This is a genomic window from Streptomyces sp. NPDC007991 (genome assembly GCF_042958445.1).
In the GTDB taxonomy this organism is placed as follows: Bacteria; Actinomycetota; Actinomycetes; order Streptomycetales; family Streptomycetaceae; genus Streptomyces.
Genome location: NZ_JBIBJD010000004.1, coordinates 250,848 through 276,276, shown reverse-complemented (window position 1 = coordinate 276,276; position 25,429 = coordinate 250,848). Strand labels below are relative to the sequence as shown.

The 25,429-nt window shown below is 73.0% G+C and carries 18 protein-coding genes and 1 tRNA gene; 14 read left to right on the top strand and 5 right to left on the bottom strand.

Annotation, left to right across the window (positions count from 1 at the left end; translation table 11 throughout):
- The 3 genes from ACFZDA_RS12835 to ACFZDA_RS12825 all read left to right on the top strand — a co-directional run bounded on the left by ACFZDA_RS12835 (window position 1) and on the right by ACFZDA_RS12825 (window position 1,921).
- Window positions 1–1,017 (top strand): substrate-binding domain-containing protein, encoded by a 1,017-nt coding sequence (locus ACFZDA_RS12835; RefSeq protein WP_391079154.1) that lies wholly within the window; start codon window positions 1–3, stop codon window positions 1,015–1,017.
- 472 nt (window positions 1,018–1,489) lie between these two features.
- A complete protein-coding gene (locus ACFZDA_RS12830; protein WP_391079151.1) occupies window positions 1,490–1,870 on the top strand; it encodes a hypothetical protein in 381 nt (126 codons plus the stop codon).
- Window positions 1,848–1,921, top strand: a tRNA-Pro gene (locus tag ACFZDA_RS12825). The genes ACFZDA_RS12830 and ACFZDA_RS12825 overlap by 23 nt, the downstream gene beginning before the upstream one ends.
- 56 nt (window positions 1,922–1,977) lie before the next feature.
- On the opposite strand, the gene ACFZDA_RS12820 is transcribed toward ACFZDA_RS12825, so the two are convergent.
- Together ACFZDA_RS12820 and ACFZDA_RS12815 are read right to left on the bottom strand one after the other, a co-directional pair.
- Window positions 1,978–2,211 carry a hypothetical protein gene (locus ACFZDA_RS12820; RefSeq protein WP_391079149.1) on the bottom strand — a complete coding sequence of 78 codons (234 nt, stop codon included), beginning with the start codon at window positions 2,209–2,211 and terminating at the stop codon, window positions 1,978–1,980.
- Entirely contained in the window at window positions 2,204–2,911 is a 708-nt protein-coding gene (locus tag ACFZDA_RS12815) for a DsbA family protein (protein WP_391079146.1), read from the bottom strand. The genes ACFZDA_RS12820 and ACFZDA_RS12815 overlap by 8 nt, the downstream gene beginning before the upstream one ends.
- Before the next feature lie 400 nt (window positions 2,912–3,311).
- On the opposite strand from ACFZDA_RS12815, the gene ACFZDA_RS12810 reads away from it, so the two are divergent.
- Window positions 3,312–4,481, top strand: a complete 1,170-nt coding sequence (locus ACFZDA_RS12810; RefSeq protein ID WP_391079143.1) for a transposase — start codon at window positions 3,312–3,314, stop codon at window positions 4,479–4,481.
- On the opposite strand, the gene ACFZDA_RS12805 is transcribed toward ACFZDA_RS12810, so the two are convergent.
- From ACFZDA_RS12805 to ACFZDA_RS12795, 3 genes are all read right to left on the bottom strand, one after another.
- Entirely contained in the window at window positions 4,469–6,433 is a 1,965-nt protein-coding gene (locus tag ACFZDA_RS12805; RefSeq protein WP_391079140.1) for a helix-turn-helix domain-containing protein, read from the bottom strand. The genes ACFZDA_RS12810 and ACFZDA_RS12805 overlap by 13 nt on opposite strands.
- A 316-nt stretch (window positions 6,434–6,749) precedes the next feature.
- A complete protein-coding gene (locus tag ACFZDA_RS12800; RefSeq protein ID WP_391079137.1) occupies window positions 6,750–8,000 on the bottom strand; it encodes an MFS transporter in 1,251 nt (416 codons plus the stop codon).
- 175 nt (window positions 8,001–8,175) lie between these two features.
- On the bottom strand, window positions 8,176–9,249 hold the full coding sequence (locus ACFZDA_RS12795) for an alkene reductase (RefSeq protein ID WP_391079134.1): 1,074 nt from the start codon (window positions 9,247–9,249) through the stop codon (window positions 8,176–8,178).
- A 143-nt stretch (window positions 9,250–9,392) separates the two neighbouring features.
- On the opposite strand from ACFZDA_RS12795, the gene ACFZDA_RS12790 reads away from it, so the two are divergent.
- From ACFZDA_RS12790 to asnB, 10 genes are all read left to right on the top strand, one after another.
- On the top strand, window positions 9,393–12,026 hold the full coding sequence (locus ACFZDA_RS12790) for an AAA family ATPase (RefSeq protein WP_391079131.1): 2,634 nt from the start codon (window positions 9,393–9,395) through the stop codon (window positions 12,024–12,026).
- A gap of 105 nt (window positions 12,027–12,131) precedes the next feature.
- Window positions 12,132–13,115 carry a zinc-binding dehydrogenase gene (locus tag ACFZDA_RS12785; protein ID WP_391080124.1) on the top strand — a complete coding sequence of 328 codons (984 nt, stop codon included), beginning with the start codon at window positions 12,132–12,134 and terminating at the stop codon, window positions 13,113–13,115.
- 104 nt (window positions 13,116–13,219) lie between these two features.
- On the top strand, window positions 13,220–13,762 hold the full coding sequence (locus ACFZDA_RS12780; RefSeq protein ID WP_391079128.1) for an SRPBCC family protein: 543 nt from the start codon (window positions 13,220–13,222) through the stop codon (window positions 13,760–13,762).
- Between the two features lie 89 nt (window positions 13,763–13,851).
- The gene (locus tag ACFZDA_RS12775) at window positions 13,852–15,420 is read left to right on the top strand and encodes an AMP-binding protein (protein ID WP_391079125.1); all 1,569 of its coding nucleotides are present in this window, start codon (window positions 13,852–13,854) and stop codon (window positions 15,418–15,420) included.
- 134 nt (window positions 15,421–15,554) lie between these two features.
- A complete protein-coding gene (locus ACFZDA_RS12770; RefSeq protein ID WP_391079122.1) occupies window positions 15,555–16,958 on the top strand; it encodes an MFS transporter in 1,404 nt (467 codons plus the stop codon).
- Window positions 16,951–19,044: a molybdopterin-dependent oxidoreductase gene (locus ACFZDA_RS12765; RefSeq protein WP_391079119.1), complete on the top strand. Its 2,094-nt coding sequence runs from the start codon at window positions 16,951–16,953 to the stop codon at window positions 19,042–19,044. Before ACFZDA_RS12770 ends, ACFZDA_RS12765 begins: the two co-directional genes overlap by 8 nt.
- An 8-nt stretch (window positions 19,045–19,052) precedes the next feature.
- Window positions 19,053–20,444: an FAD-dependent oxidoreductase gene (locus tag ACFZDA_RS12760; protein ID WP_391079116.1), complete on the top strand. Its 1,392-nt coding sequence runs from the start codon at window positions 19,053–19,055 to the stop codon at window positions 20,442–20,444.
- Window positions 20,441–21,703 carry an FAD-dependent oxidoreductase gene (locus tag ACFZDA_RS12755; RefSeq protein WP_391079113.1) on the top strand — a complete coding sequence of 421 codons (1,263 nt, stop codon included), beginning with the start codon at window positions 20,441–20,443 and terminating at the stop codon, window positions 21,701–21,703. The genes ACFZDA_RS12760 and ACFZDA_RS12755 overlap by 4 nt, the downstream gene beginning before the upstream one ends.
- 117 nt (window positions 21,704–21,820) lie before the next feature.
- Window positions 21,821–23,386: a carboxylesterase family protein gene (locus ACFZDA_RS12750; protein WP_391079110.1), complete on the top strand. Its 1,566-nt coding sequence runs from the start codon at window positions 21,821–21,823 to the stop codon at window positions 23,384–23,386.
- A gap of 59 nt (window positions 23,387–23,445) precedes the next feature.
- The gene (gene asnB / locus ACFZDA_RS12745) at window positions 23,446–25,299 is read left to right on the top strand and encodes an asparagine synthase (glutamine-hydrolyzing) (RefSeq protein ID WP_391079108.1); all 1,854 of its coding nucleotides are present in this window, start codon (window positions 23,446–23,448) and stop codon (window positions 25,297–25,299) included.
- Window positions 25,300–25,429 lie beyond the last annotated feature (130 nt).

The window sequence follows — 25,429 nt, the reverse complement described above, 5'->3', positions numbered from 1 at the left end:
ATGAGACCGCCGACCATCCGCGACGTCGCCGAACGGGCCGGCGTCTCCAAGTCGCTGGTCTCCCTGGTGCTGCGCGGCTCCGACCAGGTGCGCCCCGAGAAGCGGGAGGCCGTGCTCCGGGCCGCCCGGGAACTCGGCTACCGGCCCAACGCCGCCGCGCGCAGCCTCAGCGAGCAGCGCACCCGCACGGTCGGCGTCCTGCTGAACGACCTGCGCAACCCCTGGTTCGTCGACCTCCTCGACGGCCTGAACTCGCTGCTGCACGCGAACGGCCTGCACATGCTGCTCGCCGACGCCCGCCTCAACCGCCGCACCGGCCAGGACCCGGCCGACCCGCTCCTGGACCTGCGGGTCGACGGCCTGGTCGTGGTCGGCACCCTGCCCGACCCGGCGGCCCTCGGCGCGGTCGCCGAGCGCATGCCGGTCGTCCTGGCGGGCGCCCGCGAACCCGTGCCGCCCGGGGTGGACCAGGTCGCCGGCGACGACGAGCGGGGCGCGCGGCTGGTCACCGAGCACCTCATCGGCCTCGGGCACCGCCGCATCGCGCACCTCGCGGGCTACGGAGCCGTCGGCGAACTGCGCCGCCGCAGCTTCGAGGCGACGATGCGGGCGCACGGCCTGGCCGGCCGAGCCGTCGTCGAGACGGGCGACATGACCGAGGAGGGCGGCTACCGCGCCGCCGTCCGCCTCCTCAACCGTCCCGACCGCCCCACCGCCGTCTTCGCCGTCAACGACATCACCTGCGTCGGCGCCCTCTCGGCGGCGGAGGAGCTGGGCCTGCGCGTCCCGCACGACGTGTCCCTCGCCGGCTACGACAACACGAGCATCTCCCGGCTGCGCCACCTGTGGCTCACCACCGTCGACAACGCCGGCCACGAGGTCGGCCGCCGGGCCGCCCGCTTCCTCCTCGACCGGCTGGAACGGCCCGGGGGACAGGGACGGCTCCACCTGACCGCACCGACCCTGGAGATCCGGGGGACGACGGGGCCGCAGGCCGACACCGCGCTCGGTGGCTGAGCGGCACCCCGTAAGTGCTCGGGCCTGGTCCGCGGACGCGCCGCTGGTGACGACAACGTGTGATGGCGCGAGCGTGGCACCGCATGCCACGGCGGCGGACGGCACGACCCGTATGACGATCACCCCGCCGGCGCGTCCTGCGCCGACCACGGCCTCCCGGTCGAGCGGATCCGCAACCGCGGTTCACGGGTCCGCTCGGCACCGGGCAGCTGCTCGCCGCGACCGCGGCCAGGCCGATGACGGCACATGGAGGACCACCGGTGACAGCGCGGAGCGGACACTCGTCGGCGCGCACTGATCGCGTGTGCCTCCGCACAGGGCGCGCACTTACATCCGCCGGCGCGACAGCGCGCGCCCGGTGGCCCATCCCGCCGTACGCCCTGGTCGGATGTGCCTCTGGAGCCCGTTTATGGTGTGCGGCATATGCCTGGAAGCGGATGCCCGGGCGACCGAGCGCGAAGGGGGCCACAGAGTGGACGAGGCGGGGGACCGGCGTACCCGGCGGGTCGAGGCGGCCGGGGGTGCCGTCACGGCACTCCTCGCCGTGGCGGCCTGCGCCGGGCACGCGACCAAGGCGGAACTGCCCTGGTGGGCCGTTCTCGCGGTCGCCGTGTCCACCGCGGGGCTCGCCGGCTGGACCGGCGCGCGGATGGGCGGCCGGCGTGGCCCCCGGGACGAACCCGTACCGCCCGGCGAGCAGCCGCCCGACCGTCCCGCGCCCGGCACCGGCCACCCGGACCACACCACCGCCCCCGCGCGGCTGACCCCCCTTCCCGCATGCGGTAGGGTTGACCTGCGCGATCACGCGGTTCACCCCGCGCGAGGCGCACCGGGACGTGGCGCAGCTTGGTAGCGCACTTGACTGGGGGTCAAGGGGTCGCAGGTTCAAATCCTGTCGTCCCGACTTGCTGAGACAGCAGGCCCGAGGCCGTATCGGAGAGTGCCGATACGGCCTTTCGGCTATGTCCGGTCACACACGTCCGTCCGTGGGTCGCCGATCCCCAGCGCCACCAGCCGCGGGTCCGCTTCCGGCCTGGCCGCCGCGTGGTCCGCACCATGCCCGGGAAGTCCCTGGGCCATCCGGTCCGCGATCCGTTCCAGGTACGCGCGCACGGACACCCCCTCGGCCGCGGCCGCCGCCGCGAAGCGGTCGTACGCGGCCGTCGAGATGCTGAGGTCCGTCGTCTCAGGCACCGGTGGGCTGCCTCTCCTCCGCCAGCAGGTCGAGCAACTCCCCGGCCCACGACGGGTCGTAGCGGTCGAGGCGGGGCACGCCACCCTCGTCGGGGTTCTTCGTCCACTGCACGTGCGCGCCGGGGTTGTGGGCCGCGTACCCTCCGGGTGCGAACAGGTGGGGGCTGCCCTGGATGCCGGGGCCCTGGGCGGTGCGGAACTGCTCGTAGATCTCCGCACGTCCGGCGCCGCGCTCCAGGGCGCGGGCCAGGGCCTGTTCGTCCACGTGCTCGCACCGGGCGGCGACGTCGAGGATCTCCGAGGGGATGCTGACGCACCGGCTCTCGACGTAGAACGCGTGCCGCAGGCCGGCGTCCAGTTCGTCGCTGCCGCGCAGGCCGCCGACGGACGGATCCTTGGCGGCCTGGACCGCTTCCATCGCGGGCAGCATCGTCGAGGGGTAGTCGTACTCCCGACCCGCCCACAGGCGCCAGCCGAGGTCGGGACGGTGCGCGGAGATCACCACGATCTCGGGCTCCACGATGAACTTGGGCGTGGGCTGGTGGTTGAACAACTCCAGGGGGAACGCCCGGTGGTCGATCAGGAGGTCCTGCCCGCGTGCCCGGGCCGTGGTGCGGAGCGTGTGCAGGGCGAGGGTGGCCCAGGGGCACCCCAGGTCCGACCAGACGGTGACGGGCCGTGGCTCCGGGGCAGCGCTCATGGTGTCCTCCTTGGTAGCGGGACCACACCGGGGTCCCCGTCGTGTGTGCCGCTGCGCGGAATTCCATGGTGACGTGCCTGCGGGACTCGGCGCCCGATGCCGGTGCCATTCTGTCAAGTCCCCCCGGAACGGTCCCGGAAGAAGGGCCCGTGGGCCGGGGCGGTGGTCCGGACACCGTCCCGAGGGCCGTTACGGACAGGGCTGCCGGGGCGAGAGGGACACGATGGTGGTCCGGCCACCGCCGTCCATCACAAGTCCTGTGCTCTGTGTACCTGGGACCGGCAGCCCATCTGCCGCACATTGGACGGGCAGCCCTTCGGATCGTCTTCGTCTACCTTTGATGGAGGGTCCGTTCATGAGTGTGGTCGCGCTGAGCCCTGACCAAGCACAGAGTTCGACCATGTTTGAACCGTCGTACGCACCTCCGTGCAACGTGTCGCTGCCGGAGTTGTGCTCACTGCTCTTCGCCTCCCTGCCGCGCAGCGACCAACGTCGCAAGGGCATGGAGTACATACGTGGTCTGCTGGAGGTGCCGGGACGCAAGTCGATACGCAACATCGCCGCGCTTGTCGGGGGACAGGCGACGGAACAGAGCCTGCATCACTTCATCAGCGACTCCAGTTGGGAGTGGGGGCCGGTGCGACGGGCCCTGGCCCGGTACGTGGTGAGTGTCGCCCCGCCACAGGCGTGGGTGGTGCGGCCCATGGTCATCCCGAAGGCCGGGCGGCACTCCGTCGGAGTGGAGCGGCGCTTCTTCCCGGAGCACGGCCAGATGCTCAACGCCCAGCAGGCCGTGGGGGTCTGGGCGGTCACCGAGGAGATGAGCGCACCGGTCAACTGGCGGCTGCAGCTCTCCCCGGTCTGGTTCGCCGAGGAACGCCGGCGCCGTGCGTCGATACCGGACAACGCGTCCGCTGAGACCCTCGGCGAATGCGCGCTCCGGGCCTATCTGGAGGCGGCGGCGTGGCAACTGCCGTCCCGCCCCGTGGTGATGGACGCCCGCGGCGGTGACGTCGCCTCGACCGTGTCCGCCATCCTCGGCCGGGGCATGCCGATGATGCTCAGGGTGGACGACTCCCTGCGCCTGTCGGTGGTGGACCCCGCCCTGAAGGGCTTCGACACCACCCCCAGGCCGGTGCGCCAGATCATGAGCGCGAGCCGGGGCCTGCAGCGCCCGGTGGTGTGGCCGGGCGACGGCGGGGGGACGGTCCGGCGCTCCGGGCTCGTGACCGCCGTACGGGTGGCGCTGCCCGCCGCTTCGCGCCGGCAGACGGGAACCGGGCCGTGCGAGCTGCTCCTGCTCGGGGTGGGGAACAACGACCGGCGCCGGCCGCGCGAGGTGTGGCTGACCGACCTGACGTCGGTTCCGCCCGCGTTCCTGATGCGGCTGCGGGGGATGGTCCGCCGGGTCGACCAGGATTTCGTCCGGGGCGCCGACCGGGTGGGGATCCGCGACTTCGCCGGACGGTCCTACCGCGGCTGGCACCGGCACGTCACCCTCGCGTCGGCCGCGCACCTCCTGGCGGCCCTAGGCGACACCGACGACGGTGAACTCGACTACGCGTCCTGATCCCCGGCCGCGTCCCCGGCCGGCCTCCCGCGCTCCCGCAGTACCCGCCGTATCCGGGAGATCCGGAGCGCGAGCTGGATCTCCAGGGCACGTTCGGGCTTCTGCCAGTCGGAGCCGATCAGATCACCGATGCGTTCCAGCCGGCGGGCCACGGTGTTGGGGTGGACATGGAGTTTCTCGGCCGCGTAGGTGGGGCTCCCGCCGGTGTCGAAGTAGGCGTCCAGCGTGCGGATCAGCTCCGTAAGGCGCTGCTCGTCGTAGTCGAGCACCGCTCCGATGGTGCTCTGAATGAACCTTTCGGCGTCCACCTGCTCCGACAACAGCAGGCCCACGAACCCCATCTCGTGGGTGGAGGCCGAGGTTCCGGTGACGCCCAGGGCGGTCATCGCGTCGAGGCAGCGGGCTGCTTCCCGGTACCCCTGGAGGACCGATCCGGGGTCCGGCACGGGTCCGGAGCCGCTGACCGTGGGCGGACCGCCGGGCAGGGACGACAGCTCTTCGTGCACCGTCCGGGCCGCGGCCCCCGGGTCGGTGCCCGGCAACAGCAGCACGAGGTCGCCCTCGTGCGTCGTCTGAAGCCCGTTCAAACGGCGCGCGCAGGAAGACGCCCGGGTCACCGCGTGGGCCTGCGCGTCCCCCTCGGGACGGGCGACCACGACGACGTGCGGCTGATCCCGGCCGAGGCCCAGCCTGCGGGCCCGCCGCTCCAGCACCTCCCGGGGCCGGGGTACACCGATCAGCAGATCCCCGAGCAACTCGTCCCGGAACTGCCCCTCCGCGACCGCGCTCCCGCCCTCCTGGAGGGACAGCAGCACCGCGGCCACCCGGGCCGCGTACCGCAGCAGTTCCGCTGTGCCGTCGGCGAGCGCGGGACCGGCCTGGACGTACAGCACCCCCAGGTGGTGACTGCCGGCGAGGACCGGCACGGACCAGATCCCGTCCTCCTGGAAGGTGGGTGCGGGATCCGGCAGGAGGGCGGTGTCCTGCGCGACGCGAGCGAACTCCTCACGGGCGTGCTCGGACAGGTCCCCGGCCGCGGCGATCGCCGTGCCGTGCCGACCGCACAGCAGCACGGGAGCACCGAGTCTGAGATGGCACTCCTCGACCAGCAGTTGCGGGTCACAGCCGTCGACCACCAGGTCGAGCAGCGATCCCTGTGCCGCGGCCAGTCCGCGTGCGTCGGCCAGTTCGGCCTCCGCGCGCAGCACCCGCTCCCGCAGGGCCGACATCTCCTCACGCGTCTCGTCCAGGTGCAGGGCCCGGTCCAGGGCCACGCCGCCGATCTCGGCGAGCATGTTCACCAGGGCTATCTCGTCGGCGCAGAAGTGGCGCACACTGCGGTCCGCCACGTGCAGCGTTCCCTGGGTGCCGGCGGCCCGGCCCAACGGCACGACCAGGACGGCGTGGAGCCCCTCGGCGCTGATCCACTGATCGAGCTCGCCGGCGTGCCGGAAACTGTCGTCCGTCAGGTAGTCGGAGGTCCACAGCGGCGCGCGGTGCGCCCGTACGGCGGCCGCGAGCCCGGCTCCCTTCGGTAATCGCAGCCGCGCGTTCAGCATCGTGACGTGACCGTCGAGCGAGTGCAGCCGAAAGCCCTCGTCGTCGTCGGCGACGGGCAGGGTGACCCAGGAGACGTCGGCGCCGAGCAGCAACCGCGCCCGGCGGGTGATGATCTTGAGGGTGTCCTCGACGGTGTGCGGGCTCCCCAGATCGGAGGCCGTGTCGACGAGCGTGGCCAGGTCGGCGCTCCACTGCTGACGGCGCTCCAGCCGGGCCTGGATGCCCAGGACCAGCCGCTTGCTCTGTTCCACCACGCGCAGGTCCGTGCCGGTCACGCCCTGTCTGCGGGCCTCCTCGACCGCCGCTTCGAAGCGGTCGGCCGGCCCTTCGCCGGCCATCAGCTCCAGCAGGGTCCGTATGGCGGCCATCGCTTCGTCCTTCTTCTGCGACACGAGGCCCTCCGGTGTCTCGTTCCCCAACCGCCGGCAGTGACGGTGCACGACGGCCGAGTCGCACGGACCACAGCTCCATCGGTGCAACGGGAGAACTCCCGTGTGCATTCCGCGAGCCGAGAGCCAGCCTCTGCCCCCACATGGTCATCCAGTGGCCTGCGGACCGGTCCGGTGCCGGTCGGGCAGGCGCACTGTTGCTTCATAAATTACCTTGACGATTATGCCAGTTGGTGCACGTGGAGGTGGGTCGGGAAACGCGGTGTGCGCCGTCACACCTGTGTGGTGTGACGGCGCACCCGGATCGGACCGCCGGCGATCAGAGCGCCAGGAGCGAGACGAGGGCGGGGCCGAATGCCGCACCGAGGAGATAGGCCAGGTTGAACATGCCGATGGCCGGGGGGCGTTGATCCTCGGGGACGGCCGAGGTGGCGTGCACCGCAAACGCTCCCTGACCCGATGCCGCCGCTATCGACGTCAGCGCCTGAGCGGCCAGCAGCACCGCGGCGGAGGTGCCGGCGACCGCCAGCGCCACTCCCAGGACCGAGAGGCCGACCAGCGTGATGATCACCACCCGGCGTCCCGTCCGCGCCGAGACCGCCACGACGAACCACGACAGGGCGCCGCCCAGCAGCAGCGGCCACACCATGGCGACGCCGATCTCACTGGTGGACCACGACGTGTGGTCCTCCAGCCGTTCCGGAATCGCGTACATCATGCCGAAGTTGACCACCGCCAGGCAGAACGCGAGGCCCGCCGAGACGAGGAAGCCCGGGTTGCGGACCAGGACGGCGGGGACGAAGCCCCGCGGCCGTGCGCGCACCCGCGCCGCCAGCAGCGCCGCGGCGAGGACGGAGCACACGCCGGCGACCAGCGGCTGGTGCGGCACGAAGACCAACGCGGTGACCAGCGCGGTCAGCAACACCGCGCCCAGTGGGTCGAACGGCTCCCGGGTGGCCGGAGCACCGTGCGGGCACCGGGCCACGGCGAAGGGCACGGCCACCGCACTCAGTACCGGCAGGGCGAGGGTGGCCTGCCAGGACAGCACGTCGTTGACGAGGGAACCGGCCAGCGGAGCCGTCGAACCCACCACGGCGAGCGAGGCGGTGACCAGTCCCATGACGCGCGGTGATCCGGCGAGGCTCATGGCCGTCGCCGTGAGGCCGGCCGTGCCGAGGCCCATGAGGGCGGTGCCCAGGACGAGGACCGGCAGCACGGGTATGCCGGCCACCAGGCCCGCCCCCAGCAGGACGAGCAGACCGCACGCGGTGAGCGCGCTGCGCGCCCCCCGGCGGTCCAGCAGCCCGGCCAGCAGGGGCGTGCCGACCGCTATGCCCCAGCCGAACGCGGTCACCGTCCAGGTGGCGGCCCCTGTCGAGACGTCGAGGTCCCGCGCGGCGTCGTCCAGGACCAGGGCCGGGCCCGCGATGCCGAAGGACAGCGGGCCGGCCATGAGGGCCAGCCAGAGGGCCGCGGGTCCGCGGAACGGGCCGCGGGCCTCGCTCTTGTGGGGTTTCCGGCCCGGCGCGGCGGGACCCGGGGCGCCGGACTCGGCGAGTGAGTTGCTCATCTGTGCTCCCTAAGCGGTCGGTCGGCGCTGGAACCACCCTGGCCCGGACCGGCGGTGCAGCCCTTCGGGGGAAAAGGAGCCGGCCGGGCCAGGGAGTCGGGGAACGGGCGGGACGGAAGCGGGGTGGGGTGGGCCGGGCGCCGACCGCGTGCCCCGCCGCCGTCCGCTCCGGGAATCAGCCGTCCAGCGTCGGGTAGTCGGTGTAACCCCGGTGGTCGCCTCCGTAGAAGGTGTCCGGGTCGGGTGTGTTGAAGGGGCCGCCGGCCTTGATCCGCGCGGGCAGGTCGGGGTTGGCGAGCCACAGCGAGCCGATGCTCACCGCGTCGCACAGGCCCTCCTCCAGGACCGCGGCGGCGGCCTCGGGCGTCACCGAGGCCTCTTCACCCGTGGCGTGCGGGTTGAGGATCAGGACACCCGGCCATTCCTTCCGGATCAGCCGCGTGACGTCACGGGAGCCGAACTCCATCAGGTGGACGTAGGCCAGGCCGAGGGGCGCCAGGGCCCGGATCAGACCCTCGTACAGCGCGGCCGGGTCGCTCTCCTCGATGCCGTTGGCCGTGTTGGCGGGGGAGAGGCGGATGCCGACCCGCTCCGGGCCGATCGCGTCGCTGACCGCCTGGGCGACCTCGACGGCGAAACGGATGCGGTTGTCGACACTGCCGCCGTAGGCGTCGGTGCGGAGGTTGGTGTTGTCGGCGAGGAACTGGTGGATCAGGTAGCCGTTGGCTCCGTGCAGTTCCACACCGTCGAATCCGGCGTCCATCGCGTACTTGGCGGCCGCGATGTGGTCCTCGACCGCCCGGGCGATGTCCTCCAGCTCCATGGCCCGGGGCGTGGGGTGCTCCAGCATGCCGTCGGGCGTGTACATCCGGCCACCCGAGGCCACCGCCGAGGGGGCCAGGGGCAGCGCGCCGTCGGGGTAGAGACTCGGGTGCCCGATCCGGCCGGAGTGCATGACCTGTACGAAGATCCGGCCCTGCTTTTCATGGACGGCGTCGGTCACCCGGCGCCAGGCCTGCACGTGCTCGGGCGTGTGCACGCCCGGGGTGTCGATGTATCCCTGCCCGATCACGCAGGGTTGCGTGCCCTCGGTGATGATGAGACCCGCTCCGGCGCGCTGGGCGTAGTACTCGGCGGCCAGCGGGGTCTGCACGCCGTCCCTGGCCCGGCTGCGCGTCATCGGCGCCATGACGAGCCGGTTGGGCAGCGTCAGCTTTCCCAGGGGCAGCGTTTCGAAGAAGTGGCTCACGATCTCCTCCATCGGGGAACCGGCTTGTTCCACACCGTAGGAAGGGGGGCTCTCCGGCCGAATCGGTAAGATTTCTGAAACCGGATACGTACTTCGGCACGGCTTGCTTACCGGTGGGCCGCATCACGACTGGGGGCACCGACGTGCTGTACGGCAGGGCCACCGAGCTGGACGCGCTCGAGGATCTGGCCGCGGGGGCCCGCGAGGGACGCAGCGGTGCCCTCGTGCTGCGGGGCGAGGCGGGCATCGGGAAGACCGCCCTGCTCGACCGGGCGGCACAGTCGGCGTCGGCGTCCGGCATGCGGGTGCTGCGGGTCACCGGGGTCGAGCCGGAGGCGGACCTCGCCTTCGGCGGGCTGGTGCAGCTGTTGTGGCCGGTGCAGGACCGGCTGGACGCCCTGCCCGAACCGCAGGCGGAGGCGCTGCGGGCGGTGCTCGGCACGGGCCGCACCCGGACGCAGGACAGATTCCTGACCGGGCTGGCCGTGCTCACGCTCCTGGCGGACCTGGCCGAGCAGGGGCCGTTGCTCTGTCTGGTGGACGACGCGCAGTGGCTGGATCAGGCCACCGCCGACGCGCTGCTCTTCGCCGCGCGCCGGCTCGCCGCCGAGCAGGTGGCCATGGTGTTCGCGACCCGGGACGAGGGCTTCGCCGCGCCAGGGCTCACCGAGCTGCGGCCCTCGCGACTGGACACCGGCGACGCGGTGAGCCTCCTCGCCGACCTGGGTCTGGCCCCCGCCGTGCGGGACCAGGTGATCGCCGAGTCGGCCGGGAACCCGCTGGCGCTGATCGAGTTCGGGGCCGCCCGCCGTGACGACCCCGGCAGGTTCACACCCGTGACGGTCGCCGACCGGGTGCTGTCGTCGTACCGGGTCCAGATCGCCGGACTCCCCGAGAGGACACGGCTGGCGCTGCTGTTCGCAGCGGCCGAGGGGCGGGGCGATCTGCCCCTGCAGATGAAGGCGGCCCGTACGCTGGGCGTGGGCCTTGAGGACCTGGAGGACGCGGAGCGGGCGGGCCTGATCCAGGTGACCGAGAGCACCGTCGTGTTCCGCCACCCGCTGATCGGGACCGCCGCCTACCAGGGGGCCGTACTGGCCCGGCGGATCGCCGTCCACCAGGCGCTGGCCGAGGCCGCCGAGGACCCGGACTGCCGGGCCCGGCACCTGCCGCTGGCCACGACCGCGCCCGACGACGGGGTCGCGGCCGAACTCGTGGCCGCCGCCGAGCGGGCCGCCGACCGCAGCGCCTACGCCGCGGCCTCGCTGCTGCACCAGCAGGCCGCCCGGCTCACCCCCGACCGCCGCGCGCAGGTCCACCGGCTCACGGACGCCGCGGCCTGCGCACTGAACGCCGGGCACGCCGGCCAGGCCCAGGACCTGGCCGAGCAGGCCGAGCGGTCGGCCACCGAACCGGAGGACCTGGCCCGGCTGGTCCCTGTCCGGGCGGCCGTGATGTTCGAGTCGGGGAACCAGCGGGAGGCCGCCCGCCTGCTGCTGGGGCGGACCCACGGGGCCACTGCGGGCCTGGGCCCGGCGATGCTGCGCACCGGCGCCACGTACGGCTGGTTCGCCGGTGACGCGGACTCGGTGCGGGAGGCCGCCCGGCAACTGGCGTCTCTCGGGGAGGACGACCCGATGGTGGAGGGCATGGCGTACCTCGTCGACGACGACTACGCCCGCGGCCTGCCCCTGCTGGAGCGCGCCGTCGCCGCCGGCCAGGACGGCTCGGACACGGCGCGGACCCGCGCTCTGCACAGTGCGATCCTGCTCGGGGACGACGCCGCGGCCATGGAACAGGCCGCCGCGGAGGTGGCCCGCTGCCGCGCGCAGGGACTCATCGGAGCCCTGCCACAGGCCCTGCACCTGCTGGCGGAATGCCAGGTGCTGGCCGGCGCGCACCGGGACGCCGAGGCATCGGTGGCCGAGGCCGTGGAAATCGCCCGCGACACCGGACTGCGCGAGCGCGTCGCCTGGCTCAACGGCGTCCCGGCGCGGATCGCGGCGATCGAGGGCGACGAACAGCGCTGCCGCGACCTCACGCGGGACGTCCCCGACGTCGGCCGGGTGGCCGGCGAGAGCGCCCTGAGCCTGCTCGAACTGGCCCGCGGCCACTACGAGGCGGCGCTCGGCCGGCTGGAGAGGGCCCTCGGCCCCGGGCCGCAGCGCCACACGGCGATGGCCATGGCCACCGTCGCCGATCAGGTGGAGGCCGCGGTACGGCTCGGGCAGCACGAGCGGGCCGAGGGGCCGATGCTCGCCTTCGAGGCCTGGGCGCGGGCCGGTCACCAACCGTGGGCGCGGGCGGTGGCCCACCGGTGCCGGGCCCTGGTCGACGGGCGCGAGGAGGACTACCGGCAGGCGGTCCGGCTGCACACACAGGCCCGGCGGCCCTTCGAGCGGGCCCGTACCGAGCTGCTGTACGGGGAATGGCTGCGCAGGGCCCGCCGGCGCAGCGAGGCCCGTGCCTCGCTGCGCTCGGCCCTGCAGAACTTCGAACGGCTGCGTGCCGTGCCCTGGGCGGAGCGGGCGCGGGCGGAGCTGCGGGCTGCGGGTGACGCGACGACGGGCGCGAAGGCTACCGCGGAGAACGTCCTCGACCGGCTGACCCCGCAGGAGCTGCAGGTGGTCCGGCTGGCGGCCGACGGCAACAGCAGCCGGGAGATCGCGGCGCAGCTGTTCCTCAGCCGCAGGACCGTCGAGCACCACCTGTACAAGGCCTATCCCAAGCTGGGCGTGGGTTCCCGGCGGGAGCTGGCCCGTCTCAACCTGGTCTGAGCGGGGCGGATCTGACAGACATGTTTCCGATCTGACAGATCCTCCTCGGCGTCCGGGCCGCTCGCGGACGAGGGCCGGGCCTCTTTGCCAGAATCCATGACCATGATGCGTGCTGCCTACATTGAACAGCTCGGATCTCCGGACGTCATCCGTTACGGTGATCAGCCCACGCCGGAACCGGGGCCGACCGATGTCCTCGTGGACGTCACGGCCGTCTCCGTCAACCACGTCGACACCTTCGTGCGCTCGGGTGCCTGGCGCACCCCGCTGACCTTCCCCTTCGTGATAGGCCGGGACCTCACCGGCACCGTCGCCGCGGTCGGTGCCGGCGTCCACCGGTTCCGGACCGGCGACCGGGTGTGGTGCAACAGCCTCGGCCACGACGGCCGTCAGGGGGCGGCCGCCGAGCGGGTGGTGGTGCCCGTCGACCGGCTCTACCGCCTGCCGGAGGGCGCCGACCCGTACGAGACCGTGGCGCTGGCGCATCCGGCCGCCACCGCCTACCTCGGCCTGTTCACCCACGGCCGGCTCCGCACCGGCGAGACCGTCGTCGTGGTCGGCGCGGGCGGCAACGTGGGCAGCGCCCTGGTGGTGATGGCCGCCGCCGCGGGCGCCCGGGTCGTCGCCGTCGCCTCGGCGCGGGACGCCGAGTACTGCCGTGGCCTCGGCGCCGACCACGTCGTCGACTACCGGGACCCCGACGTGCCCGGGCGTATCCGCGCCGCCGCCCCCGCGGGTGCCGACCTCTACCTCGACGCCTCCGGCACGAACGACCTGGAGACCGCCGTGGACCTGCTGGCGGGGCGGGGGCGGATCGTGCTGCTCGCCGGCCTGCGCACCCGGCCCGTACTGCCCGTGGGGCCGCTGTACCTGAGGGACCGTTCGATCCACGGCTTCGCCATCTCGCACGCCACCGCCGGGGAACTCGCCGAGGCCGCCAGTGCCATCAACCGGCTGGTCGCCGACGGCAGTCTCCGGCCCCGGGCGATCGAGCGGCTGCACCTGAGCGACGCCGCCGAGGCGCACCGCCGGCTGGAGGAGGGCAAGGTGCACGGAAAACTCGTGCTGAGCGTGGGCGCCGAGGCCTGAGGCGCTCGCGGTGAACCGCGCCGGTGAAATGCGGGAATCCGGACCTGACAAATGAGAAAGCCGCTCTTTGACCGGCGCCGGACATCTTCGACAGAATTCTGCACATGGATCAGTCAATCATCGACACGTCGCCGCTGTTCGACCTCAGGGCCGACATTCACATTTCCGCGACCCCTCTTGAGGTCTATTCCGTCGTCAGTGATCTGCCGCGCAGTTCCGAATGGAGCCCCGAATGCCGAGGTGGTACGTGGGTCTCCGGTGAACCCTCGACCGTCGGCGCCGTCTTCCGGGGCGAGAACCTCCGCAGCGAGGACGTGGTCGCCTGGGCCCCCCTGGTGCGCGGCGTCTGGCACACCGAGTGCCGCATCACCGCCGCCGATCCCGGCCGCACCTTCCGATGGATGATGCTCACCCACGCCGGCGAGGACCAGGAGAGCATCTGGGGCTTCGACATGGCGCCCGCCGGCGACCGCTGCGTGCTCACCCACCACTTCCGCATGGGCCGGGCGACGGCCGGCATCCACAAGATCGTCGCCGACCTGGACGAGGACGACCGCAAGCGCTTCGTCGCCGACTGGACCGCCAAGCTCGAACAGGACCTCGACGCCACGCTGAAGCGCATCAAGGACGTCATCGAAAAGCAGTGACATTTCCCCGGCAATCCGTACGGGAGCCTGAATTCAAACGGCACGCCGCACGGCTGAGGAACAGTCACGGCGGATGAGAGGGTGGGCAGATGTTTCTCCAGCGCATCGGAAACAAAGGAATTCGGCTGGGCACGCTGTTCGACCGGGCCGCGGCCCGGTACCCGGCGAATTCCGTGATTCTCGACCATGAGCTCGACGTGGCTCCGGAGCGCGGGCGCCGCATGACGCTGACGGAGGTCGCCGACCTCGTCGACGACCTGGCCTCCCGGCTGTGGGCGGCGGGTGTCCGGCCCGGGGAACGCGTGGTCGTCCACAAGACCAACGGGTTCGACATCACGCTCCTCGCCTGCTCCACAGCCAGGATCGGCGCCGTCCCGGTTCTGCTGTCCCCGAAGCTCGACGGCGCCACCGTGGGCGAGCTGGTGCGCCGCGTGGACCGGCCGTACCTGGTGACCGACCAGGACAAGCTGGACCACCATCTGCCCGCCGAGATCTTCGGCCTCACCCGGCAGGTGCTCCTGGCCTCCGGCAGCCACGAGGACGCCGTCGAACTCGCCTCGCTGGCCGGCTCCACCCGAGTCGCGCCGGTGACCATGCCCCCGGACCACCCGACGCTGGTCACCCACACTTCCGGAACCACCGGAACGCCGAAGCTGGCGGTCCACACCGGGAGCACCTTCGAGGCGCGCTATCGCCCCCAGGGCACCGTGGCGTCCCTGGTGAGCCGCAAGGAACCCGTGGCCATCCACGTGTCGTTCGTGCACTCGCGGATGTTCACCGCCATGCCCATCACGATCCTCCAGGGACACCCGATGATCATCCTCCGGGACGACGACCCGGAGGTCGTGGCCGAGGTGTTCCGGCAGGCCCCGCCGGGCCTGATCGAGGCACACCCGAACACGTTCCTGCGCTGGGAGGTGCTGGTCGACGACCCGCGCCGGCCGCTGGCGAACGTGAAGTACTTCAGCAGCACCTTCGACGCCATCCACCCGCGCACCGTGCACCTGATGCTCACCGCGTCACGCCGCGAGTCGCCGCAGTTCATCCAGATGTACGGGCAGAGCGAGGTCGGCCCGATCGCCGGGCGCACCTACACGAAGAAGCGCGGCGCGGACGCCGACGGCCGCTGCGTGGGCTCGCCGTTCCCCGGCATGACGGGCGTCCGCGTGGTCAGCCGGGACGGCAGGCGGCCCACCAAGTCCAACCCCGGCTACATCGAGGTGCGTTCCGACGGACGGATCGTCACCTACCTCGGGGAGCACGAGCGCTGGGAGAAGCAGGCCGACGGCGAGTGGTGGCGCATGGGCGACCTGGGCTACCGCACCAAGTGGGGCTGCCTGCACCTGCTCGACCGGGAGGTCGACGAGATCGAGGGCATCGACAGCACCCTGGAGATCGAGGACACCCTCTTCGCCCGGATCCCGGAGCTCGTCGAGGTCATCATCGTCCCGGACGAGGACGGCAAGCCCCTGCCCGTGGTGTGCACCCGCGACGACAAGCCGCTCGATCTCGCGGCCTGGAAGTCCGCGGTGGCCGGTCTGCCCGCGATGGCGGAGCCCGTGCAGTGGAAGCTCGACGACCTGCCGCAGACCGCCACCACCAAGATCAAGCGGCTGGAGCTGGCCCGGCTGCTGAAGGCGGAGCGGAAGGACTCGTAGGCCCCGGCCTCCGCACCGCCACCTCCTCGGGGCGCGGGCTCATCCCCCCCTGTGGGCCCGCGCCCCCATCACCCCCCGTACGGCGGCCCGACGTCACGCGCCGGGCCGCCGCCCCCAGCCGAGGAGTTGCCCCGATGACGGCACTGCGCGCCTCCCGACGCCGGATCGAGCACTGGGATCCGGAGGACGAGGAGTTCTGGGAGCGCACCGGCAAGCACGTCGCACGACGCAACCTCGTCCTGTCCGTCCTCAGCGAGCACATCGGGTTCTCGATCTGGAGCATGTGGTCGGTCCTGGTGCTGTTCATGTCCCCGGCCATCGGCCTGGGCTTCGCCCCCAGCGAGAAGTTCCTGCTGGTGGTCACCCCCACCCTGGTGGGCGCGCTGCTGCGACTGCCGTACAGCCATGCCGTGACCCGCTTCGGCGGGCGCGACTGGACGGTCTTCAGCTCGGTCCTGCTGTTCGTGCCGGCGCTGCTGGCGCTGTACTTCGTCCAGCGGCCCGGCACACCCCTGTGGGTGTTCCTGGTCATCGCCGCGACCGCTGGTGTCGGCGGCGGCAACTTCGCGTCCTCGACCACCAACATCGCCCACTTCTTCCCCCGGCGTCACCAGGGCTGGGCGCTCGGCCTCAACGCCGGCGGCGGCAACCTGGGCGTCGCCGTGATCCAGCTCGTCGGACTGCTGGTCATCGCCGGCGCGGGCGACACCCACCCCGCCTACGTGATCGCGGCCTACCTGCCGCTGATCGCCCTCGCCGCCCTGCTCGCGGCGCTCGGCATGGACAACGTCGACACCGGCCCGGCCGGCTCCGGCGCGCTGCGCGAGGCGCTGGGCAATCCGCACACCTGGTGGATCTCGCTGCTGTACCTCGGCACGTTCGGCTCGTTCATCGGGTACGGCTTCGCCTTCGGGCTCGTGCTGCAGAACCAGTTCGGCTCCACAGCGCTGGAGGCCGTCGGCTACACCTTCCTGGGGCCGCTGCTCGGCTCGCTGTCCCGGCCGCTCGGCGGCCGGCTCGCCGACCGCTGGGGCGGAGCACGGGTCACCTTCTGGAACTTCCTCGCCATGGGCGCCGGCACCGGCCTGCTGCTGGTGGCCTCGGCCCAGCAGTCCCTCGCCCTGTTCGTCGCCGCTTTCACGGTGCTGTTCGTGCTCAGCGGCCTGGGCAACGGGTCCACGTACAAGCTGATCCCGGTGGTCTTCGCCGGGCAGGCGGAGGCCGCCGTCACCACCGGCCGCGACGCGACCGAGGCCTTCGCCCGCGCCCGGCGCCTGACCGGCGCGGTCATCGGCATCGCCGGTGCCGTCGGCGCGCTCGGCGGCGTCGTCGTCAACCTGGCCTTCCGGGCGTCCTACGGCAGCCAGGGCACGGGCGAGCCGGCCTTCTGGTTCTTCCTCGCCTTCTACGCGGTGTGCGTGAGCGTGACCCGCCTGGTCTATCTCCGCGGCATGCACGGCACTTCGCCGGGCGACGCGCGCGAGCCGCAGCGGGCCGGGCGCGGAGCCGCGGAGCCGTCGGAGGTCAGCCGTGCCTGACAACGCGCCGCGCACGAGCGTGGCCACGCACTGCCCCTACTGCGCCCTGCAGTGCGGCACCCGCCTCGGCCACGACGCCCGGGGGACCGTGGTGGAGCCCTCCGACTTCCCCGTCAACGACGGCAGCCTGTGCCAGAAGGGCTGGACCGCGCCCGCGGTGCTCGACGCCCGGGACCGGCTGCGCACACCGCTGGTGCGCGGCGCGGACGGCCGTCTCGCCCCGGCCGACTGGGACACCGCCCTGGACACCGTCGCGCAGCGGCTACGGCGCATCCGCGACGAGCACGGCCCGGACGCGCTCGCCGTGTTCGGCGGGGGCGGCCTCACCAACGAGAAGGCCTACCTGCTGGGCAAGTTCGCCCGGCTCGCCCTCGGGACCAGCCAGATCGACTACAACGGCCGGTTCTGCATGTCCTCGGCCGCCGCCGCGGGAAACGCCGCCTTCGGCCTGGACCGCGGACTGCCGTTCCCCGTCGGCGACCTCGACGCGGCGGACACGATCCTGCTCGCCGGCGCCAACCCCGCCGAGACCATGCCCCCATTGCTGCGGCACCTGAACAAGGCGGACCTGATCGTCGTCGACCCGCGCCGCACCAAGACCGCCCAGCGGGCCGCCCTGCACCTGCAACCAGTGCCCGGTACCGACCTCGCGCTGGCGCTGGGGCTGCTGCACATCGCCGTGAGCGACGGCTGGTGCGACAAGGAGTACGTCCAGGAGCGCACCACCGGCTTCGACGCGGCTTGGCGGCGGGCCGTGACCTGGTGGCCCGAGCGAGTCGAGCACGTCACCGGCGTCCCCGTCACAGAACAGCGCGCCGCCGTGGAGATGCTGGGCGAAGCGCGCCGCGCCTACGTGCTGACCGGCCGGGGCGCCGAGCAGCACAGCAAGGGCGCCGACACCGCCGCGGCCTTCATCAACCTCGCGCTCGCCCTGGGACTGCCCGGGGTCGCCGGAAGCGGCTACGGCTGCCTGACCGGCCAGGGCAACGGCCAGGGTGGCCGCGAGCACGGGCAGAAGGCCGACCAGCTACCCGGCTACCGCATGATCACCGACCCGGAGGCACGGGCCCACATCGCCCGGGTCTGGGGCATCGCACCGGACACCCTGCCCGGCCCCGGCCGCAGCGCCTACGAGCTGCTCGACGCGCTCGGCACCGAAGGCGGCCCGCGCGCCCTGCTGGTGTTCGGCTCCAACCCCGTCGTGTCCGCGCCCCACGCCGCCCACGTCGCCGGCCGGCTGGCCGCCCTCGATCTGCTGGTGGTGGCCGACTTCGTGCCCTCGGAGACCGCGCGCATGGCCGACGTCGTCCTGCCGGTCGCGCAGTGGGCCGAGGAGGAGGGCACCCTGACCAACCTGGAGGGCCGGGTGCTGCGCCGCCGCCGGCTGCGCCCCCCGCCGCAGGGTGTGCGCACCGACCTGGAGGTCCTGCAGGGCCTGGCGGTCCGGCTCGGCGAGCCGGCCGACCGCTACCCGGCCGCGCCGCGCGAGGTCTTCGAGGAACTGCGGAGCGCCTCCCGCGGCGGCAAGGCCGACTACTCCGGCATCAGCTACGAGCGCCTGGACGCGGGGGAGACCCTGCACTGGCCCTGCCCGCACACCCCGGACGCAGAACCGCACCCCGGCACGCCCCGCCTCTTCCTCGACGGCTTCGCGACCCCCGACGGGCGCGCCCGGTTCGCCGACGTGGACCACCGCGACCCCGCCGAGACCCCCGACGCCGACCACCCCCTGTACGCCACGACCGGCCGCGTCCTCGCCCACTACCAGTCCGGCGCGCAGACCCGCCGCGTGGCCGAACTCAACGACGCCGCGCCGGAACCGTTCGTCGAGATCCACCCCGACACCGCCGAACGCGCCGGGCTGCGCGAGGGCGGTACGGCCCGTGTCACCTCGGCCCGCGGCACCACCGTGGCGCGGGTGCGGCTGGTCGGCAGCATGCGCACCGACACCGTGTTCCTGCCGTTCCACTATCCCGGGACCGGCCGGGCCAACCTGGTCACCGGCACCGCCCTCGACCCCCGCAGCGGGATGCCCGAGTTCAAGGTCTGCGCCGTGCGGATCGAACCCGGCACCGACGCGTCGTGAGGTCCGCCATGCCCGACTCGCACCAGGTCCTCGTCGTCGGCCACGGGCCCGCGGCGCACCGGCTCGTCGAGCGACTGCACCGGCACGGCCACCGGCGCCCGGTCACCGTCCTCGGCGCGGAGCCGCGGCCGGCCTACAACCGGGTTCTGCTCACCTCCGTCCTCGCCGGCACCCTCACCGCCGGGGACCTGGAACTGCCCGCCCCGCCGGACGGCGTGCGCGTCAGGCCGGGCGTCACCGCCACCGCCGTCGACAGCGCCCGCCGCCTGGTCCGCACCTCCACCGGTGAGACGCTCGGCTACGACCGGCTGGTGCTGGCCACCGGCGCCCGGCCGAGGATCCCGCGGCTGCCCGGCGTGCTCACCGCGGACGGCCGGCTCACCGAGGGCGCCACCACCCTGCGCACCCCCGGCGACGTCGAACGGCTCGCGGACGGGCCCGTGGTGGTGCTCGGCGGCGGAGTCCTCGGCACCGAAACCGCCCTCGCGCTGCTGCGCGCCGGCCGCGACGTCACCCTCGTTCACCCCGGGCCGTACCCCATGGACGACCGGCTCGACGACACGGCCGGCGCCCTGGTCGCCGGTCACCTGCGCGCCGCCGGCGCCCGCCTGCGCCCGGGGCGCGCCGCCGTGGAGTACCGGCCCGGCAAGCTGGTCCTCGACGACGGCGAGATCCTCCGGGCCGACGCGCTCGCGCTGTGCACCGGCGTCGAACCCGAGACCGCGCTCGCCCGGCGCGCCGGACTGGCCGTCCGGACGGGCGTCGTGGTCGACCGGCACCTGCGCACCAGCGATCCGCACATCCACGCGATCGGCGACTGCGCGGAGTTCGGCGGCGAGGTGCCCGGACTCGTCACGACCGCCTGGGAACAGGCGGAGACCCTCGCCCGGATCCTCGCCGGCCACGAGACGAGCCACCGCGCCGGCCCGCCCGTCCTGCGGGTCAAGGCGCCCGAACTCGACCTGGCCTGCCTCGGCCCGCCCGCCCCGCCGGGCGCCGACCGGCACATCGCGCTGTCCGACGCCGCCCGGGGCCGCTACGCCGCTCTCGCCCTGTCCGGGGAGCACCTCGCGGGCGCGGTCCTCATCGGCCTGCCACGCGCCACCGCCGCGCTCGCCCAGCTGTACACGCGCGGCCTGCCGGTGCCGTCCGACCGGTACGCGCTCCTGCTGGGCACCGCGACCGGCGAACGGCCCGCCCGCCTCGAACTGCCCGATGGGGCGGTGCTCTGCCACTGCAACCACGTCACCAAGGCCGACCTGCTCCGCGCCTGGCGCGACGGGGCGCGCGACCTGGCGGCGATCGCCGCCGCGACCCGGGCCACCACCGGCTGCGGCGGCTGCGCGGACGACGTGCGCCTGGTCCTCGCGTCGGCGACCGGAGGGAACAGCGACCCATGACCCGCACCCCGCGCACCCTGGTGGTCGTCGGGCACGGCATGACCGGCCACCGCCTCGTGGAACATCTGCGGACCCACGACCGGCACGGCACCTGGCGCGTCGTCGTCCTGGCCGAGGAGCCCCGCCCCGCCTACAACCGGGTCGCCCTGTCGTCCTATCTGGAGGGCAGGAGCGCCGCCGACCTCACCCTCGCCGGCCACGCCTTCCTCACCGACCCTCTGGTGGAGCTGCGCACGGCCGCCCCGGTGACCGGCATCGACCGGCGGGCCCACGCGGTCATCACCTCCGACGGCGCCGTCACCCGCTACGACGCCCTGGTGCTGGCCACCGGATCACGGCCGTTCGTGCCGCCCGTCCCGGGCCACGACCTGCCCGGCTGCTTCGTCTACCGCACCTTCGACGACCTCGACGCCATCCGCGAGGCGGCACGCGAGCAAGGGCCCGGTGTCGTGGTGGGCGGTGGCCTGCTCGGCCTGGAGGCCGCCAACGCGCTGCGGCTGCTGGGCGTACGCCCTCACATCGTGGAACTCGCGCCGCGCCTGATGCCGCTGCAACTCGACGACGGGGGAGCACGCGTGCTCACCCGGCTCGTCACCGGCCTGGGACTGCGGGTGCACTGCGGCACCGGCGTCCGGGCCGTGCACCCGGCCGCCGACGGCCGGGTCGGCCAGATCGCCCTCACCGACGGCACCGCACTCGACGCCCGCATGGTGGTGTTCTCCGCGGGAGTGCGCCCCCGCGACGAACTGGCCGGACCCGCCGGGCTCGCGACGGGCGAACGCGGCGGCTTCCTCGTCGACGACCTGTGCCGCACCGGAGACCCGGGCGTCTGGGCCGTCGGCGAGTGCGCGGCCGTCCGGGGCCGCACCCACGGGCTGGTGGCACCCGGCTACCGGATGGCCGAACTGGTCGCCGACCAGTTGCTCGGCCGCCCCGTGACGCCCTTCACCGACCCCGACACCGCCACCAAGCTCAAACTCCTCGGCGTCGACGTGGCCAGCTTCGGCGACGCCCACGCCGAGACCGACGGCGCCCTGGAGTACGTCCTGCGCGACGACGGGGCCGGCACGTACGCGAAGCTCGTCCTGGACCCGGAGGGGCGGATCCTACGCGGCGGTGTGCTCGCCGGCGACGCCTCCGCCTACCGCGCGCTGCGCGCCCTGACCGGCCGGGAACTGACCGCTTCCCCCGACCGGTTGCTGTCCGTGCCGGGCCCCGGCGGCCCGCCGCCCCGGACCCGCGCGGCGGACGCGGCCTGACTTGACGGAGTAGTGACCGGCGGTTGGCGGCCGGCTCGGCACCAAAGCGACGATCACAGTGCGCCCATGGTGCGCGCCGCCCCCGACAACGCCGAGGCGGGAAGTGAGGTTCAGCAGATGCCCAGTCGCACAGTGGTCGTCCGGACGACGGCGGGACGAGTGGCGGGAGAGCGGACCGACGGACTCACCGTCTTCCGGGGCGTGCCCTACGCGGCTCCGCCGGTGGGCCCCCTGCGGTTCTCCTCGCCCCGGCCCCCCGAGCCGTGGCAGGGCGTGCGGGACGCCACCGGCTTCGCCGCACCCTCCCTCCAGGGCGACTACCTGCCCGGCAGTAGCGAGGACAGCCTGTACGCCAACGTGTGGACCCCGGACGTGGACGACCGCCTGCCGGTCCTCGTCTACATCCACGGCGGTGGCTGGATGCTCGGCGCGGGCAGCGAGCCCGACTACGACGGCGCGCGCACCGCCGTCCACGGCCGACTGGTCGTCGTCACCTTCAACTACCGCCTCGGCGCGTTCGGCTGGGGACTGCACGAGGAGTTCACCGACCCGGGCACCGGCTCCTTCGCCAACTGGGGCCTGCAGGACCAGGCCGCGCTGGTGCGCTGGGTCCGCGACAACGCCACCGTGTTCGGCGGCGACCCCGGCAACATCACCGTCGCCGGCACCTCGGCGGGCGGCTCCAGCACCTGGCAGCTCGCCCTGTTGCCCGAACTGCGCGACATCGTCCGCAGGATCGTCCCGATCAGCGTCAAGCACGTGTGGGACCCCGCCAGTTCCACCACCCCCGATGAGTCCCGCCGGGTCTACGAACACCTGGCGCGCCGCTTCGGCACGACCGTGCCGGGCCTGCGTGCCGTACCGGCCGCCGAACTGCGCGACGCCTGGGACGAGGTGTACGCGGGCAGCCCCACCGAGCGTTTCGTGCAGGGCGGGCGGGAGTACCGGGGACCGGTCGTCGACGGGCGCTGGATGCGCGGCTACGATCACGCGCTGCCCACGCCGGACGTGCCCATGATGCCGATCTACTGCCGCACCGAGGGCTCCTTCTTCACCACCGGGCCGGGATACCCCTACCCCGGCCCGCACCCGGCCGACGAGGCCGGACTGCGCGCGGCGGTCCGCGAGGTCCTCGAAAAGGGCGCCGTCAAGGTCACGGACGAGCAGGTGGACGACTGCGTCGCCCACTACCGGCAGGCGTCCGAGGCGCAGGGCCTGTCCCGCGACCCGGTGTCGGTGTGGACGCAGGTGTGGGGCGACGGGCTGTTCCGCTACCAGATCGTGCGGCTGGCCGAACGGCACGCCCGCGAGGGCGACCCCACCGTCTCGCCGCAGTACCTGATGGAGTTCGCCCACCCGCTCAGACCGCCGTACGCGGGCACCACCCCGCACGAGGCCGTCGCGAAGTTCCTCTTCGGCACGTTCGCGCTGCCGGTCAACGCACCCGCCTACGGGGACGGACCACTGGAGCGCCGGATCTCCGACGCGCTGATCGACCTGGTGGCCTCCTTCGCCCGCGGCACGGCACCGAGCAGCGCACACACGCCCGCCTGGCCGGTGTTCACCCCGGACCGGCCCACCGTGATGATCCTCGGCGGCGAACGGGTGGCGCGGATCGGCACGGTGTCGGCCCAACCCCACCTGGCGTACTGGGACCGGGCCGACTTGGTGCCGCAGCCCTGACCACCACCACTTGATCCCCGACCAGACCCCACCACTGAAACGAAAGGACTGGGACTTCGATGTGCGGACTCGCAGGCTGGGTCGCCTACGACCACGATCTGTCGGCACACGGCGGGACGGCGTCGGCCATGACGGAGACGCTGGCGTGCCGGGGACCCGACGACCGCGGCGTGTGGATCTCACCGCAGGCGATCCTCGGCCACCGCCGTCTCTCCATCATCGACCTGGAGGGCGGGCGCCAGCCCATGCACGTCACCCGCGAGGGCGACGGGCTGCCCGTCCTCGTCTACACCGGCGAGGTGTACAACTACCGCGAGCTGAAGGAGGAACTCGCCGGCCTCGGCCACGCGTTCCGCACCTCCAGCGATACGGAGGTCGTCCTGCACGCCTACCTGGAGTGGGGCGAGCACTTCGCCGAACGCCTCAACGGCATGTACGCCCTCGCGGTGTGGGACCCGCGCACCGAGGAGCTGCTGCTGGTCCGCGACCGGATGGGCGTCAAGCCGCTCTTCTACTACCCGACGGCCGACGGCGTGCTGTTCGGCTCCGAGGCCAAGGCCATTCTGGCGCACCCCGACGCCGAGGCGGTCGTCGACGCGGAGGGCCTGGCGGAGATCTTCGCCATCATCAACACCCCGGGCCACGCCGTCTTCAAGGGCATGCACGAGGTCGTGCCCGGCACCGTCGTGCGCTTCCACCGCGGCGGCCAGACCACCCGCACCTACTGGCAGCTTCAGGCCCACCCGCACACCGACGACCTCGACACCACCGTCACCCGCATCCGCGAACTCCTCGAGGACATCGTCGAACGCCAGCTCATCGCCGACGTCAAGGTGGGCACCCTGCTCTCCGGCGGACTCGACTCCAGCGCCATCACCGCGCTCGCCGCCAAGGTCTTCCGCGACCAGGGCAAGCAGGAACGCATCAAGGCCTTCTCCATCGACTTCAAGAACAACGAGGAGAACTTCCGCGGCAACGGCATCTGGATGGACCCCGACACGCCGTACGCCATCGACGTCGCCCGCCGCTCCGGCGCCGAGCACGTCATCGTCGAGCTGGAGAACCACCACGTCCTCGACGAGGACGTGCGCAAGCGGGTGCTGTGCGCCCAGGACCTGCCCATCTCCACCGGCGACATGGAGCACTCCCTCTACCACCTGTGCAAGGCGCTCAAGGAGCAGGTGACGGTCGCCCTGTCCGGCGAGACCGCGGACGAACTCTTCGGCGGCTACAACTGGTTCTTCGACAAGGAGGCCGTGGAGGGCGACACCTTCCCCTGGTACGACGCCTGGCGCCGGCTCGGCGGCCTGGACACCATGAAGGAGATCGGCCTCTGGGACCGGCTCGGCCTCGACGAGTACGTCGCCAAGCGGTACGCCGAGGCGCTCGCCGAAGTGCCGCGCCTGGAGGGCGAGTCCGCCGACGAGGCGCGGATGCGGGAGCTGTCGTACCTCAACATCAGCCGCTGGGAGAACTTCCTGCTGGACCGCAAGGACCGCATCAGCATGGCCGCGAGCCTGGAGGTCCGGGTGCCGTTCACGGACCACCGGCTGGTGGAGTACGTCTTCAACGTGCCGTGGGCCATGAAGACCTTCGACGGCCGTGAGAAGAGCCTGCTGCGCGCCGCCGCGAGCCACGTCCTGCCCGAGTCGGTGCTGGAGCGTAAGAAGAGCCCCTACCCGTCCACCCAGGACATCGAGTACGTGCGGGCCCTGCGCGCCAAGGTCGAGGCCCTGCTGGACGATTCCCCCGTGCTCGACCTCGTGCCGGCCGAGGGCATCCGCAAGCTGCTGGACAAACCCATCGAATCCTACGCCGGTCTCGGCGGCCTGTGGGGCATGCGGGCCGTGATGGAACGCCTCGTCGAGTTCGACGCGTGGGTGAAGGAGTACGACGTCCGCGTGGAGTGGTGACACCCCCACCGGTGCGGCGTGGGGGGGGGGGGCCCCCCCCCCGCGCCCCCCCCCCCCCCCCCCGCCCCGCCCCCCCCCCCACCCCCCCCCCCGGGCGCCGGCGGGGACAAAAGGCCACCCCCCCGCGGGG